Raw genomic sequence first — 16,974 nt, forward strand, 5'->3', positions numbered from 1 at the left:
TTTATTTATTGTTTTGTATTGAGATATTCTTTTCTGTCTCCTTGTCGAAGATGTGTGCTTTATTCATATCCACAACAAACATCACCTCTTTCCTTAATTCCATGTTGAGCTTATCGCGGACATCATCGATCGGAATTCTGGCAATAAAATCATACTGCCCGACTCGGAAATGGACATAGACTTCATGCCCCATATTCTCCATACGAATCACATCCCCGATGATGGTTTGTTGCCCGACATCCGGCTCCGTCAGCGCAAGTGTGATGCTATCAGGACGAATCCCCAACACGGTTTTTTGATACCCGTGACTGCGGATTGTGGCCGCCTTATGCGGGGGCAGCTGTAAAATTTGATCACCTAACAGGGCGGCCATACCACCGTCCTGTTCAGAAAGAATGACATCGCACATATTCATCTCCGGTGCACCGATAAATCCGGCCACGAACATATTGACCGGGTTGTTATACAGTTCATCCGGTGTATCAACTTGCATGATCTCCCCCTGCTTCATGACGCAAATGCGATCACCCATCGTCATCGCTTCAGTTTGATCGTGAGTAACATACACCGCTGTTGCCGGATGATTTTCACGCTTCAGATGGCGATGCAGGTCAGTGATCCGAACCCGCATCGATGCACGTAGCTTGGCATCCAGGTTCGATAGGGGTTCATCGAACAGAAAAACCTCGGGTTTTTTGACAATCGCCCGTCCGACAGCAACCCGTTGTGCCTGCCCACCGGACAACTGTCTTGGCAAACGATCAAGTAGTTCCTCGATCTCAAGAATATTTGCAGCTTCTTCAACACGCTGGTCAATTTCATGCTTGGGTAGTTTTTGCAGTTTCAGACCAAACCCCAGATTTTCCCGCACCGTCATATGCGGATACAACGCATAATTCTGGAAGACCATCGCAATCCCCCGATCTTTCGGGGCCAGATTATTGACGACTTGTCCCCCAATCACGATTTCGCCACCGCTCACATTTTCCAAACCGGCAAGCATACGTAATGTGGTCGATTTGGCACAGCCAGAGGGACCGACAATCACCATAAACTCACCGTCATGAATGGTTAAATCAACACCATGGACTGCTTTAAAACCGTTCGAGTAGACTTTCTCTAATTTGTTAAACTTCACTTCCGCCATTGTGATTACTCCTCAGAATTTAACCTTTAATACCGCTGCTGGTGACGCCTTCGACAAAATATTTCTGTGACATAAAGAACACCAGAATTGAAGGAATGATAGCGATTGAAGCCATTGCCAGAATTTCGTTCCACCTCGCACCTTCCGTGACATCAATGGACATTTTCAACGCTAGGGCGATGGGGTACTTTTCAACGCTGGAGATGTAAATGAGCGGACCAAGGAAATCGTTTACCGACCACATAAACTGGAACAGTGCCACGGAGATAATTGCAGGACGAATGACCGGCACAACCACATGCCAGAGCACCTGAAAAGAGTTACACCCATCAATCATGGCGGCCTCTTCCATATCGGTCGGAACCCCGCGCAAAAACTGGATCAGCATGAAGACAAAGAATCCTTGTGTTGCAAATGCGAAAGGCAGATAGAGCGGTAAATAAGAGTCAAGCAATCCCATCTCACGAAACATCAAATATTGAGGGATCAACAGGACCGATTGAGGCAGCAAAATAGTGGCGATCAGGGTTGCAAACCAAAACTTTTTCCATGGGATATCAAACCGGGCAAAGCCATAAGCGACAATCGTTGATGACACCACCGTGACGAAAACCTTCGGCAGCACATAGGCAAAGGTATTCAGGATATAATGACCGAACGTATATTCCGTCCCGGTCTTCCACCCATTGATAAACCCATCCAGACTCCATTCACTCGGAATCAGATTCATCGACGAAAAGATTTCATGGTTTGGTTTCATTGCGGCAGAAAACATCCACAGCAACGGATAGAGCATCATCACGCCGACAATGATCAGAATCGTATAACGAATCGCCGCATTGATTTTTTCACGACGAATGGTGCGATCATTCTCCACATAGCTATGATGTGCTTGATTACTTTGTTTCTGTTCGGCAGAAACACTCGCGACAGAAGCCATAATTATTTACCCCCCTTATCACCTGAATAGAACACCCAGTACTTCGAAGAACGGAATGTGATGGATGTAAATATGGCTACGACAATAAACAGCGCCCATGCCAATGCACTCCCATACCCCATATCAAAAAACTTAAACGCGGTTTCGTAGATGTAGAGCGAGATCAGATAGGTTGACTTCATCGGCCCGCCACCGGTAATCACATACGGTGCGGTAAACTCCTGAAAAGCCTGAGTGGTTTGCATAATAAAGTTGAAGAAAATAACGGGTGTAATGAGCGGTACCGTGACCTTGATAAACATCTGCCATTTGCTGGCACCATCAATCAATGCCGCTTCATACTGAGACTGAGGGACATTTTGCAATGCCGCCAAAAAAATCACCATCGCTGACCCGAACTGCCAAGCACGCAATAATGTGATTGAAAACAGTGCAAAAGACGGCTCACCAAGCCAGTTCACAGCATCAATACCAACGAGGGCTAACATACCGTTTAATACCCCGTCGATGGCAAACAATGCCCGCCATAAAACCGCAATGGCAATACTACTGCCAAGGATTGAAGGGATATAATATGCCGTTCTGAAAAATCGAATCCCCCGTAACTTAAAGTTCAAGATAAAGGCAATGAATAAGGCAAACGCCAACTTCACTGGAATGGTCAGGAACACATACAAGAATGTGACACTCATTGACTTCCAGAACAGGTCATCTTCCGTCAGCATATACCGATAGTTTTCAATACCGACGTACTCTGGTGACGTCATCAGATCGTAATCGGTGAAACTCATCAGAAATGACGATACAAAGGGAAATGCAGTAAAAACCAATAGCCCGATAATATAAGGCGACAAGTAAGCAAGTCCCAGCTTACGACTTTCATACATATTGCTCTCGTCCTCTGAAAAAAAAAATCAACAGTGGCCGAATGGTCGATTCGGGTGAACGTCTCATTCGGAATCGTTATTTCTATTAAACTGAATCCCACCTGAACTACCAGCGAATAACCTCATATTTGTGATCTTGAATGTCATTTTTATATTAAAAAATAAAAAATATGAAATATAGTTTCATTTTTATATTTTAAAAATAAACACTAGATTAATCTTCTCCTGCAGTATACATATGCTGCGCATTGGATATTAAATCAAGCCAATATGAATTAAAAAACACGCATAGACGACGATTGAAATCAAATAGATCCTCAATACATCTCCAATATCACACATCAGTTCAAAAGCAATAAAAATAAATATTATCAATCATATAAAATCATCAATATTAAAAATCATGTCATCCCATCTTTTCATGAACACGAAGTCACAAAGAAGAATCCCACAAACACTAAAGAGATCACGTTTATTGATACATTTATATTAAAACATCGCTTCACAGATCACGTTATTCATACCAAACAGTTCAAAGAGTTCAAAATCAGATCTAAATTGAACCACGAGAATACAAATAACAAAACGGTGTTTCAATATGAAAAATAAATTAATTACCTCTGCTCTACTCCTTGGTTTAACCGCTGGCGCTGCTCATGCGACTTCACTTAACGTTCGCCATGAATTTATTCCTGAGGAGGGTAACAGTGCAGCACGTCATCGCGATCGACTAGTGATTTCACATCTGTTTGATAATGGCATTGGTATCAGCGAAGAAGTGAAATGGGGCTACGAAAAAGACAGTGTCAATTTCGGTGAGATGAAGAGTGCCGGCCACGAAACAAAGATCGGTTACAACTACACCATCAATGCGGACTTTAAAATTCAACCTGCCTATGCACTCGACTCATCTTCAAGTGCGATCGTACATAAGTTTGATCTGAAAGGGGTCTATAAAATCAGTGACAGCTGGAATGCCTCCCTGCGCTATCGTTACGGGATGAAAGTACCGTCCAACGACTCACCGAATTCACATTACAGTCAGGTCAACTTTGTAACGGCATATAAATTCGAGCAATACCAAGTGGGGATCGACTTCGAAGGTAAGTTCGAACAATCGGCCTCCAGTGGCTATGACGGTGATAACAATTACCTGAATCTGGTCAACTTGTTCGCTGAATATCAAGGCTGGGACAATGGCTGGCGTCCGTTTGCCGAATTCGGACTGACATCTCAAGATACAAACAAGAGCACGACAGGCAAAGATCAATACGTTCCACGCTACCGTGTGGGTTTGAAATACAATTTCTAACTTGCTGATTTTGATCATTGGTCATTCAGGCAGATATCGAATCACCACTGCACTAGGGATGCGACCGCCCAACGACAGGGACCTCGCCGCATTTGATCGATATCTGCCCCCAAAAGTGGCTCTTCGGCATCGTGACACAGCCCCGATCGCTTCAAAACACATAGTTTCAAAGCACATAGTTTTTCAAAACAATAGTCTCAAAACAATAGCTCCAGAACTCATGAATCGGACTGTTATATGGGGACATGTGAAGATGTCACACGGCTTCGAATTCAGCCTTTTTCTTTTTCAATACGAGGTTCACCATAATGAAACTGCACAGAACGACATTACTGATGACGTCGATTTTGTCTTTATCTGCCTGCTCACAATACAGCGCCCTCCCCGCGCCTCAGGATTTAACCTGGCAGGCGATCACCTTCGGCCAGTCAACCGATCTGAATTTTGCTTCGACGATTTTACCGGAAAAAGTCGGACTCAATGCTGTCACCTTCAATGGTCAGCCGGTGCAACCGGGGGCGCTGCTCAACACCTTTACCATAGAAAGTCGTGGCGGCAAACTGGCGAATTCACATGAAGGCGTGACGTACTACTACACCAAGCTCCCTGCCAATGCGAACTTCACCTTATCAGCCGACATGACACTCAACCAACTGGGTCCGGAAACAGGCTCAACCCCGAATCGTCAGGAAGGCGCAGGCATCATGGTCCGTGATATTCTGGGCTCTCCGCGTTTAGATCCTCAGCCTCCCGGTGCAGAAGAATTCCCCGCAGCATCCAATATGGTGATGCATGTGCTGCGCGCTAATAAAAAGAAAAATAACGGGCTGATCAATGTGAACGCTACCTACCGGGAAGGAGTTTACCAACCTTGGGGAACCAAGGGCAATCGCATTGTCCGGGATGAATTTATCAAGGGTGTTCCCTATGGAAACAACATCACTTACCAGATGTCACTGAGCCGGACCGACGCAGGCTATAGCGTGACCTATCATTATGGTGATATCAGCGAAAGCCATCCCATCAAAGGCGCCAATACCAATATCATCGCCATGCAGGATCCCAAGTATCAATATGTGGGTTTCTTTGCTTCGCGTAATGCCAAAGTTACCATCAGCAATGCGCACCTGACTGTTGAATCCGGTACGCTGACCAATGCTCCGACCTATCACCCTCAACCTACATCACTGGTACTACAGCCAGCATCTCCCGAGCAATCTGCCACAGCTGATTATCTGTTTCAGTCACGCGCCAGTAACACCGGTGCATTTACCCTCTATCAAGACGGTAAGTTACTGGTTAAAAATCAACAAGTTTCTGCGGGTCAACTGTTCAGCGTAAAAACCCATCTAGAAACCCCAAAAACGCTATTTTCGCTCCACTTTACACCGACAGAAGGTGCTGACCGATCTCCCAGACAGTACCAGCAAACCGTCACCCAAGTTGCGCTCAAAGATCCAATGCATTTACGTGTCAATCCTAACGGTGATCATGGCCGACTCACCCTCAAAAATGCCATTCGACTGCTCCCTCCGGGTGGGACCATCACGCTAGAAGATGGCGAATATGGTGCACTGCTCATTCCACTGACAGCCAGTGGGCAAGCGAACCAGGTCAAAACCCTGAAAGCCGGGGGAGATCATGTTCGTTTTACGGGTGACATCACCCATCAAGCAAACTACTGGTATGTTTCTCATCTTGAAGTCGCAGGGGCGCGTTATATTGTCCATGGCAGTCACAACACATTTGAGCGCATCATCACGCATGATGCATCAGATACCGGTTTTCAAATTACCTCACCGGCCAAATCTCCTCGCGCATTTTGGGCAAGTCATAACCTTGTGCGGGATAGTCAGAGCTATAACAACATGGATCCATCCCAGATCAATGCTGACGGTTTCGCTGCGAAGATGCGCATCGGAGATGGCAATACCTTTATCCGCTGTATCTCTCACCACAACATCGATGATGGCTGGGATCTGTTCAATAAAGTGGAAGATGGCCCCAATGGCGTCGTGACCATTATCGATTCCATTTCTTATAAAAATGGTCAGACTCTACAGGTCAAAGCCAGAGGCGGGAGCCGAGGGAATGGGTTTAAACTTGGCGGAGAAGGGCTGCCTGTCGCACATATCATTAAGAATAACCTCGCTTATCAAAACAATATGGACGGCTTTACCGATAATTTTAATCCGGGTCGCCTAACCCTTGAAAACAATGTCGCCATTGATAACAAGCGCTTCAACTTCCTGATCAGAAAGAGCCCTTACACGGATACTCAGAAGCAAGGCACATTCATCGGTAATCGGTCTTATCGCTTCTATTCTGCCAGCCCATACGATGATGTCGTCAATGCAGAAACGCGTCGGGACAATACGCTGATTGTTGAGGGGCAATCTACTGATGCTCAGGGAGAACATCCTTCTGCTGAGACGTTAACTAAACTGAAACAGGCTGCCAAAATTTCATCGCAGGCACCAATCCCCGGTCAAACGGCCGTACAAAACATCCGAGTATGGTTAAATCAGCACCCCTAACCACCTCTTGCCCACTTTGATGTGACTTGTCAGGTTTCACCCAGAAACCTGACATTCCTCGCAAATAAGTTAATATAAACATCTGATTTATATGGATTCCAATTCCATCCCCGCCAAGGTGATCTACACTCATTCAATCATGACTCATGAGCAAGCGCTTTGCCTCTCCGGTGATTAATCTCTTCTCCAGTTGTGCAATCTTGCTGACTCAATGCTCGTCAGCAAGATCGTTCTTAATCACGACACACATCACACTTAATTATAAAAAAACAAAAATGAACCGTCGTTTTGATATTAATCACACACCTTTTTATTTTTTTGTTTAAAAATAGACTTATCAAATACTCATAAAGGAATAAGCAATGCAATATGATTATCTTGTGATTGCAGGTTACTTCATACTGATGATCGCGATCAGTCTACTATTTAAAAAAATGGCGAGCGCCAGTACCAGTGACTACTTCAGAGGTGGCGGTAAAATGCTGTGGTGGATGGTGGGTGCAACTGCATTTATGACTCAGTTTTCTGCTTGGACGTTTACCGGCGCTGCCGGTAAGGCATTTAACGATGGGTTCGCAGTGCTTGCTGTTTTCATCGGTAACATGGTCGCTTATGTTTTTGCCCACTTCTATTTTGCCCGCCGTTTTCGCCAAATGCGTGTTGATACACCAACCGAAGGCATCAGACGCCGTTTCGGTAATGGGAACGAGCAGTTCTTTACGTGGGTGATTATTCCGTTAAGTGTCATTAATGCCGGGGTGTGGTTGAACGGACTTGGCGTTTTCGCATCAGCGGTCTTTAATGCCGATATTATTACCACAATTTATGTCACTGGCGCTGCGGTTCTGATCATTTCACTGCTGAGTGGTGCCTGGGGGGTAGTCGCATCAGACTTTATTCAGACACTGGTCGTTGCCGTGGTTTCTGTGGCCTGTGCCGCAGTTGCCCTGTACTTCGTCGGTGGTCCGGGAGAAATTATCCGCGAATTCCCCGGCGGGTTTGTTTCTGGCCCGGATATGAATTATCCGCTACTGTTGGTTTGTACTTTTATCTTCTTCATCGTTAAACAGCTACAAAGTATCAATAACATGCAGGAGTCATATCGTTTCCTCAATGCCAAAGATTCACGGAATGCGAGTAAAGCCGCATTAATGGCGTTAATCATGATGATGGTCGGTGCTGTGATTTGGTTTATTCCCCCTTGGGCATCAGCCATTCTTTATCCTGATGCAGCCAAAGCCTATCCAGAACTTGGTGCCAAAGCCAGAGACGCCGTATATTTAGTCTTTGCCAGAGAAACCATGCCGTTAGGTACCGTCGGACTGCTCATGGCCGGTCTTTTCGCTGCCACCATGTCATCGATGGATTCCGCACTGAACCGAAACTCAGGGATCTTCGTCCGTAGTTTCTACTCCAACATTGTCCGTCGTGGTCAAGCGAATGACAAAGAGCTGCTACGCGTCGGTCAACTGGCCTGTCTGGTCAATGGTATTCTGGTTATTCTAATGGCTCAATTCTTTAACTCACTGAAAAGCTTGAGCCTGTTTGACCTGATGATGCAGGTTGCGACCTTATTGCAATCCCCGATTCTGGTGCCATTATTCCTTGGTATCTTAATTCGTAAAACACCGAAATGGGCGCCTTGGGCAACGGTTGTGGTCGGTATGTTGGTGTCTTTACTGGTTGTGAAGGTACTCACGCCACAATTTGTCGCGGGTTGGTTTGGTATTGAGACGCTGACAGGAAGAGAAGCCAGTGAAATGCGGACCATGATTACTATCGCTGCGCATCTGTTCTTAACGGCTGGGTTCTTCTGTCTGACCACTCTCTTTTACCAAGAGTCTCATGACATCTATAAAGTCGAAACAGACAAATTCTTTGTTGATGTGGAAAGAGAATGTGTGGTCACCGATAAAGATCAGGATCAATTTGACCGGATGCAGCGTGCCAAACTAGGAACATTAGTCATCTATATGGCTTGTGGTCTGACGCTGATGATTCTTATCCCGAACCCACTTTGGGGACGACTGATGTTTCTTGCCTGTGCCGCAGTCATTTTCATCATCGGTTTTGCATTGAAAAAAAGTGCCCGGGTAGAAGAGCTTCAGGGAAAAGCAGTTCCCATTCGTTAACTCAAGCTCGTGAGCTCAGGCTCGTTCAATCAATATGATAAGGGCTGCCGACAGTGGCAGCCTGACATAACAGGAGAACATTCATGGCCAAAGGTGATGTAATCAACCTTGATTTTGGAAGCTTCATCGATTCAGATACTCAAGTCAAGGTGACACGACTGACACCCAAGAATGTGATATGCCATCGCAACTATTTTTATCAGAAATGCTTTACCCAAGACGGACAAAAATTGTTATTTGCCGGAGATTTCGACACCAATAGAAATTACTATTTACTCGACCTCACCACACAGCAGGCAACACAATTGACGGAGGGCCGCGGAGATAACACGTTTGGCGGGTTTATTTCATCCGATGACCAGAGTTTCTTCTATGTCAAAAATGAACGCAACTTGATGAAGGTTGATTTCAAGACTCTAGAAGAAACTCAGATTTACACCGTCGATGAGGCGTGGAAAGGTTACGGCACCTGGGTTGCCAACTCATCCTGTACCAAACTGGTCGGGATTGAAATCCACAAAGATAGCTGGCAACCGCTTACATCATGGGAGAAGTTTGCTGAGTTTTATCATACCAACCCAACCTGCCGACTCATTCAAGTCGATATTGCGACTGGCGATGTCAAAGTTATTCATCAAGAAGATGCTTGGCTGGGCCACCCGATTTATCGTCCATTTGATGATCAGACCATCGGATTCTGTCATGAAGGGCCTCATGATCTCGTCGATGCCAGAATGTGGCTGGTCGATGGGGATGGCAATCACGTTCGCAAAGTCAAATCCCATGCTCCGGGAGAATCCTGTACTCATGAATTCTGGATTCCGGACGGGAGTGCCATGGCGTACGTTTCTTACCTGAAAGGACAAACCGAACGGGTCATCTGTCGTGTCGATCCTCAAACATTAACAAATGAAGTGGTGATGGAAATGCCACCGTGTTCCCATTTGATGAGTAACTTTGATGGCTCGCTGATGGTCGGTGACGGATGTGACACGCCACCTGATGTCAACGACACCGATAGCTACAACATCGAGAATGATCCATTTCTCTATATTCTCAATACACACAAGAAAACGTTTGCCCGGTTAGCAAAACACAGTACATCCTGGCAAGTGCTCGATGGTGATCGCCAAATCACTCATCCCCATCCTTCATTTACACCCAATGATCAGGGGGTGTTATTTACCAGTGACTTTGAAGGTGTACCGGCAGTGTATATTGCTGATCTCCCCAACGAACTAAAGTAGTACTTGTTTTTCAGAGAGGCGCAACGCCTCTCTTACCATCATACGCACAGAGCGCTCAAACGCTTCAACTTCCCCCAATTCGAAGCGTTTGTTGCGCTCTTCATTGCAGGTTTGCTATTCTTTTCACCCACAGCTCAGCACTCGCATGTAATTATTCCGGGCGCAAAGCATTCATCATCCGGACCACCAGCGCATTCAACATAATCGCGCCTTTCGGTGAGCCGTTTTATCACGACCTAATTGGCATTGAAATATAAAAAATGATCGATAATCCCACCTCAAATAAAGCACCAGAAAGTAAACATACGCCCATGATGCAACAGTATCTGAAGCTCAAGGCCGAAAATCCTGATATTTTGCTGTTTTATCGGATGGGGGACTTTTACGAACTATTTTATGATGATGCGAAACGCGCCTCTCAGTTGCTTGATATTTCACTGACCAAACGTGGTGCATCTGCCGGAGAACCGATTCCGATGGCTGGTGTTCCTTTCCATGCCGTCGAAGGCTATTTAGCCAAGCTGGTTCAGCTTGGTGAGTCGGTTGCCATTTGTGAGCAAATCGGAGACCCCGCCACCAGTAAAGGGCCGGTAGAGCGAAAAGTTGTCCGCATCGTCACCCCGGGGACAATTACCGACGAAGCCCTGTTGCCGGAAAGACTCGATAACCTGATTGCTGCCATTTACCAACAAGGCCAACAGTTCGGCTATGCCACGCTTGATATGACTTCGGGGCGTTTTCAGCTCTGTGAACTAGACAGTGAAGAAGCAATGGCAGCCGAATTACAGCGCACTGCACCAAAAGAACTACTCTTTCCTGAAGACTTTCAGGCTGTTCACCTTATGGGAAACCGTAAAGGAAACCGTCGTCGCCCGGTGTGGGAGTTTGAACTGGAAACAGCCAGACAACAGTTAAACCAACAGTTCGGCACCAAAGATTTAGTCGGCTTCGGGGTCGAGACAGCCGAGAAAGGACTGTGTGCCGCCGGCTGTCTGATTCAATATGCCAAAGATACCCAAAGAACCGCGCTCCCTCATATTCGTTCTCTGATCTATGATCGTCAAGACACCACTGTGATTATGGATGCCGCCACCCGACGAAATCTGGAACTGACCCAAAACCTTTCCGGGGGAACGGAACACACGCTGGCTGAAATTCTCGATTACTGTGCGACACCGATGGGAAGCCGAATGCTCAAACGTTGGTTACATCAACCGATGCGTCAGATTGAGACACTTAATCATCGGCTTGATGCCATCGGTGAACTCAAAGATCAGGGTGTTTTCAGCGATGTGCAACCGGTCTTGAAACAGATTGGTGATATCGAGCGAATTCTGGCTCGTTTAGCTATCCGTTCTGCCCGCCCACGGGATCTGGCCCGTTTGCGTCACGCCCTGCATCAATTACCGGCGTTACAGACAAGCCTCTCATCACTGACGCATCCGCACTTGCAGCAGTTGGCTCAAGATTGTCAACCGATTGAGCCGATCACAGCCTTGCTAGAACAAGCAATCGTGGAAAACCCTCCGGTGGTAATTCGCGATGGTGGCGTCATCGCAACCGGCTATCATGCCGAACTGGATGAATGGCGCAATTTGGCTGATGGAGCAACCGAGTATTTAGAACAGCTGGAACATGACGAGCGGGAACGTCATGGCATTGATACGCTGAAAGTCGGTTATAACAATGTCCATGGTTTTTATATTCAGGTGAGCCGGGGGCAAAGTCATCTGGTGCCACCTTACTATGTACGTCGTCAGACGCTGAAAAATGCGGAACGCTACATCATTCCGGAGCTCAAAGAGCATGAAGATAAAGTGCTGAACTCAAAATCAAAAGCACTGGCGCTGGAGAAACAACTCTGGGAAGCATTATTCGATCAATTACTGCCTTATCTGGCACAGCTTCAAGAACTCTCCGCGGCGGTATCACAACTTGATGTCCTGCAAAATCTGGCGGAACGGGCGGATACACTCGATTACTGTCGTCCGGAACTCACCACGGAAGTTGGGATTCATATTCAGTCAGGGCGTCATCCGGTTGTCGAGCAGGTAATGCAAGCCCCCTTTATTGCCAATCCGGTGGCGCTGCACCCTCAACGGAAGATGTTGATTATTACCGGTCCGAATATGGGCGGTAAATCTACCTATATGCGCCAAACGGCGCTGATTGCATTGATGGCACATATTGGCTGTTATGTCCCAGCGGAGTCGGCCAAGATCGGCCTCATGGATCGCATCTTCACTCGTATCGGAGCATCTGATGATCTGGCTTCGGGACGTTCAACCTTTATGGTTGAGATGACGGAAACAGCCAATATTTTACACAATGCCACCCAATATAGTTTGGTATTGATGGATGAAATCGGGCGCGGTACCAGTACCTACGATGGTCTGTCTCTGGCTTGGGCAAGTGCCGAATGGCTGGCGACAGAAATTGGTGCGCTGACACTATTTGCCACCCATTATTTCGAATTGACCGAACTGCCTGATTTGCTGCCGCATCTCGCCAATGTCCACCTTGACGCGGTCGAACATGGCGATAGCATTGCATTCATGCATGCGGTACAAGAAGGAGCAGCCAGTAAATCTTACGGATTAGCCGTCGCCGGACTGGCTGGCGTGCCGAAAGCTGTGATCAAAAATGCTCGGATGAAACTATCCCAGCTAGAACAAAGTCACCAGCTGGATGGAAAACGGACCGGGCAATCGCCCACGGTTGATATCGCCAATCAACTGAGTCTGATGCCGGAACCGTCTGAAGTCGAACGACGACTCGCGGAGCTCGATCCGGATAGTCTTACGCCAAGACAAGCACTCGAACAGCTCTATCAATTAAAACGCTATCTCTAAATCGACCGAAGCGCAGCCATTAGGCTGCGCATTTCAATCTTGTATCCTCATCAATCCGTTATACCGAAGACAGATACGACTGACTATCATCATATTCTTGAAGAATTCGGAAAAAATCCGCTTGTCTGCGCTCAAAGATTTCTACCAATTGTGGATCAAACTTCACGCCAGACTGTTCATGGATATAAGTAACAATCTCTTTTTCACCCCATGGTTCTTTATAACAGCGCTTATTTGCCAACGCATCAAAGACATCAGCCAACGCGACAATACGGCCATAAATATGAATGTCCGTGCCGGACAGTCCTCGTGGATACCCGTCGCCATTCCAGTCCTCATGATGCTGACTGGCAATAATTGCCCCGGCTTGCATCACGGGTTGGTGGGAACATTTCAAACAGTTCTCTCCCATGATGGTATGCTTTTTCATCAGCGCCCATTCTTCATCGTTCAATTTGTCCGGCTTATTCAAAATGTAGTCCGGGACGCTAATTTTGCCGATATCATGGAGTGGTGCTGCATAGAAAATCTCTTCACACTGCGTCGGACTCAACCCAATCTCTTCAGCCATTAACCGGGAATAATAAGCAACGCGCCGAACATGGTTACCCGTTTCTTTCGAGCGACTTTCAGCCAAGCCACAAATTGCATAAACAATCTCTTTCTGAGTATTCCGCAAGCTATCATTGAGCCGTAAATTATCCAAAGCTATCGCCATGTTATTACAGAACATTTCAATAAGATGCATATCAACATCTTTAAACTGATGCTTGCCGGAAATATTCAAGATAGTCTCAACACCGTTAATGTTGGAAATATGGCAAATATTGTCGTCTTGATAATGAAGCTCTTGGTCGCTGCCTCTGGCCACATCGAGCTCTTCCTGAGAGATTGACGCTTTGAACGCTTGCTCGGAAAGATCCCCAACCTGAGCCAGAACATGCACATTATCGATATTTTTTTCCGCCAATACCCCTTCGATTTCAGACAGCATCGTGCCATCTTTCATGTACAGCAATGACGAGACTTGCTCTAACACACCTTGAGCAAAACTTTCCATTGATTTTTGTTTGAGGATATTGGCTGTCGCAGCGATGACTTTTTCCAGACCAATCTTGTGATTTTCTAATGCCAACATGTCACGGTAGGAACGGAGTGCCGTATAAACCGTCGAATGAAGTTTACGTTTGGTCAGTTCGGTTTTTTCTCGATAATCATTAATATCATACTGTTCTATAATGTCTTTTTCCGGAATTGTTCCCGGTTGGCCAGTACGCAAAATAATCCGAATCAGATGATTGTCCAGCACATCACGAATGTATTCAGCCACCTCCAGACCCGCTTCTTCCGTTTCCATCACCACATCCAATAAAACCACGGCGATATCATTTTCAGATGACAGAATTTCTTTTGCCTGAGCCACATTGTATGCGCTGAGGAATATAAGTCCTTTCCCGGCGAATTCGGTCCGATTCAAAGCCAGCTTGGTGATTGTGTGAACCCCGTCTTCATCATCAACAATCAGAATTTTCCACCTTGAAGGCTGCTCTTTACATTCGTTCATTTGAGCTGATTGACTGAGATTACCTGACTCATCAAATAGCATATCCTGCTCTGACATTTGCTCTACCCTCTCTGCTCCCAGCCGAATCTGACCATTTTTATTCGTCCATTCACGATATGGGACTTGATTTTTACTGCTTTGTTAATCAATTTTAGTATATGAATAAACTTTTACATATACGAATAAAAAGCAATTCAATTCTTATTATTCTCAGTTGCGATCACTGGAGATAGCGCATGTCTATCTATTACCGAATCACCATTTTTTGCTTACTTCTGGTTTTCTTATGCATGGGAGCATTTGGCTACATATCAAATCAAGCGGGGGCAAACCTGCTGAATCAATCGGTTGACAAGCTCTTAAATACGGTCGCAACAAACCAACAAGACCGACTCTATAGTCTCCTTCATGCCTGGAAAGATCGGGTAGCTTTGATCGCCAGCAGAACGCAGCTACGCTTAAGTTTCAACGATTATTTACGCAATCCAAATCAGCAATCATTAAAAAAAATGGACAGTATCATCCAAGATGCCATCAACTCCGTCTCAAAAGTGAAGTCGATTCAACTGAAAAAAGTCAGTGGTGAAATCGTGACCCAGACAGCACCGAATCAAGCCAACAAGGTTGCGGCGACACTTGAGCTGACCGACAACAGCCAAAACGATATTGTATTAAAGACCATGACTCGTGACTTAAATGGGGGACTGTATATTCACATCGAATCTCCCATGATCCTTCAAGGTGAACAAATCGGTGTGATGGTAGTGACGTTAGCAGCCGATGAGCTACTGAGCAGTACTCAAAATGATACTGGCATGGGCATATCAGGAGAGACCATCCTCTTCACCGAAAACCGAGCCGGGAAGTTAGTCTATATCACCCCACTACGTTACCCGCAACATTTGACAAAACCAGCAGATAAGGCTTCTTTCGCGCTAGCAGACGATGGTTCACTCATTCAAGCCATTGAATATCATACCCAAGACATTATTCGGTCGAATGACTATCGAAATACGGATGTGATAGCGGTGGCACGTTATTTGAGAGAACTGAACTGGATCATTATCGTGAAAGTCGATCAACATGAAATCATGCAGCCGATGAAACACTATCAATATTTGCTGGTACTTGCAGCATGTGTGCTAGGAATCATCGCGATCATCATTGGTCAGGCTCTCGGACAGGCCATTTCAGCTCCGATTGTCAAACTTGCCGCTGATAGTCGCAGAATTCGTCTCGGAGAACATCAGTTGAGAGCAAAGGTCAGTCCGACTCAAGCAAAGGAACTCAATGAACTCGCACGCAGTTTCAATAACCTTGCTGAAAACTTACTCACCACCAATAACGAACTGGAAGATAAAGTTGCCGAAAGAACCGTAGAACTGCAAGAACTGAATGAAACGCTGGAACAGAGAGTCACAGCCAGAACGATTGCTCTACAACGGGCCAATCAAGAAATACAAGAGACCCTTGAAAATCTCAAAAGAACCCAGCGTGAGCTCGTGGAGTCAGAAAAAATGGCTGCACTGGGTGGATTGGTTGCGGGGGTTGCACATGAAATTAACACACCATTAGGAATTGCCATCACCGGAACCACTCACCTCCATGAGGAGGTACAGGAAATTCATACCAAAGTGCTATCAGGTAAACTGACCCGGGATGAACTAGAAGGTTTTGTCGAAGACGCCAATCAAGCCACTGACTTAATGTGTTCACAACTAAAACAAGCTTCAAAGCTCATCTCTAATTTTAAAGAAATTGCCGTTGATCAATCGAGTCCGGACTATCGGACCATTTCAGTGCAAGAGTACCTATCGAAGATCGTAGCTACCATGCAACCCAACTTTAAGAAAACGCCTCACCATCTCTCTATCGATATTGAGCAAGATCTTCACCTGATCACCTGCCCGGGCGCACTCGCACAAGTGCTAACCATTCTAATCACCAACAGCCTCACGCACGCATTTTGTCCGCCTGATAGTGCTCAGTCCAGTGCGATCAACGGACAAGTAACGATTTCAGCCCAAAAAGTGCAAGGAAAAAACTTAATCCTCGTCACCGATAACGGAACAGGCATTCCCCCTCAAGATGTACCCAAACTTTTTGAACCTTTTTTTACCACCAAACGAGGTCATGGCGGCAGTGGTTTAGGGCTCAGTATTGCGCATAATATCGTGAAAGATATTCTGCATGGAAAGATACACTGTGAAAGTCAATTCGGTCAGGGGAGCACATTTATTATCACACTACCGGATCAGCCGATGTCATCCCACTCTGTCGAGCGATCCGCATAGTTCCGTATAGTCGAACAGCTTCCGTAGTCGAACAGGGCTGCACAAAGCGCTAACCTTACCCA

10 protein-coding genes are annotated in these 16,974 nt (G+C 46.1%); 6 read left to right on the forward strand and 4 right to left on the reverse strand.

The features are described 5' to 3' along the window. Position 1: 1 nt before the first annotated feature. Genes VRK_RS12010 through VRK_RS12020 form a run of 3 tightly spaced genes read right to left on the reverse strand, consistent with a single transcriptional unit; the run spans position 2 to position 2,974 of the window. On the reverse strand, positions 2–1,147 hold the full coding sequence (locus VRK_RS12010) for an ABC transporter ATP-binding protein (protein WP_059121586.1): 1,146 nt from the start codon (positions 1,145–1,147) through the stop codon (positions 2–4). 19 nt (positions 1,148–1,166) lie between these two features. Continuing rightward, complete coding sequence (locus VRK_RS12015; RefSeq protein WP_197413097.1) at positions 1,167–2,087, reverse strand: carbohydrate ABC transporter permease; 921 nt, start codon at positions 2,085–2,087, stop codon at positions 1,167–1,169. Positions 2,088–2,089: 2 nt separating this feature from the next. Then, positions 2,090–2,974: a carbohydrate ABC transporter permease gene (locus tag VRK_RS12020; RefSeq protein ID WP_059121587.1), complete on the reverse strand. Its 885-nt coding sequence runs from the start codon at positions 2,972–2,974 to the stop codon at positions 2,090–2,092. Positions 2,975–3,572: 598 nt separating this feature from the next. Here VRK_RS12020 and VRK_RS12025 point away from each other — a divergent pair. From VRK_RS12025 to mutS, 5 genes are all read left to right on the forward strand, one after another. Continuing rightward, the gene (locus tag VRK_RS12025) at positions 3,573–4,286 is read left to right on the forward strand and encodes an oligogalacturonate-specific porin KdgM family protein (RefSeq protein WP_059121588.1); all 714 of its coding nucleotides are present in this window, start codon (positions 3,573–3,575) and stop codon (positions 4,284–4,286) included. Positions 4,287–4,594: 308 nt separating this feature from the next. Then, a complete protein-coding gene (locus VRK_RS12030) occupies positions 4,595–6,823 on the forward strand; it encodes a right-handed parallel beta-helix repeat-containing protein (protein ID WP_059121589.1) in 2,229 nt (742 codons plus the stop codon). 362 nt (positions 6,824–7,185) lie between these two features. Continuing rightward, a complete protein-coding gene (locus tag VRK_RS12035) occupies positions 7,186–8,955 on the forward strand; it encodes a sodium:solute symporter family protein (protein WP_059121590.1) in 1,770 nt (589 codons plus the stop codon). Between the two features lie 83 nt (positions 8,956–9,038). Beyond that, positions 9,039–10,202: an oligogalacturonate lyase family protein gene (locus tag VRK_RS12040; RefSeq protein ID WP_059121591.1), complete on the forward strand. Its 1,164-nt coding sequence runs from the start codon at positions 9,039–9,041 to the stop codon at positions 10,200–10,202. Between the two features lie 260 nt (positions 10,203–10,462). After that, positions 10,463–13,054 (forward strand): DNA mismatch repair protein MutS, encoded by a 2,592-nt coding sequence (mutS, locus tag VRK_RS12045; RefSeq protein WP_059121592.1) that lies wholly within the window; start codon positions 10,463–10,465, stop codon positions 13,052–13,054. Positions 13,055–13,112: 58 nt separating this feature from the next. Here mutS and VRK_RS12050 read toward each other — a convergent pair whose 3' ends face one another. Further along, positions 13,113–14,675 carry an HD domain-containing phosphohydrolase gene (locus tag VRK_RS12050; RefSeq protein WP_059121593.1) on the reverse strand — a complete coding sequence of 521 codons (1,563 nt, stop codon included), beginning with the start codon at positions 14,673–14,675 and terminating at the stop codon, positions 13,113–13,115. Positions 14,676–14,854: 179 nt separating this feature from the next. On the opposite strand from VRK_RS12050, the gene VRK_RS12055 reads away from it, so the two are divergent. Beyond that, entirely contained in the window at positions 14,855–16,912 is a 2,058-nt protein-coding gene (locus tag VRK_RS12055; RefSeq protein WP_059121594.1) for a sensor histidine kinase, read from the forward strand. Positions 16,913–16,974 lie beyond the last annotated feature (62 nt).

Origin of the sequence: Vibrio sp. MEBiC08052, assembly GCF_001506075.1 — a bacterium.
Taxonomy (GTDB): domain Bacteria; phylum Pseudomonadota; class Gammaproteobacteria; order Enterobacterales; family Vibrionaceae; genus Vibrio.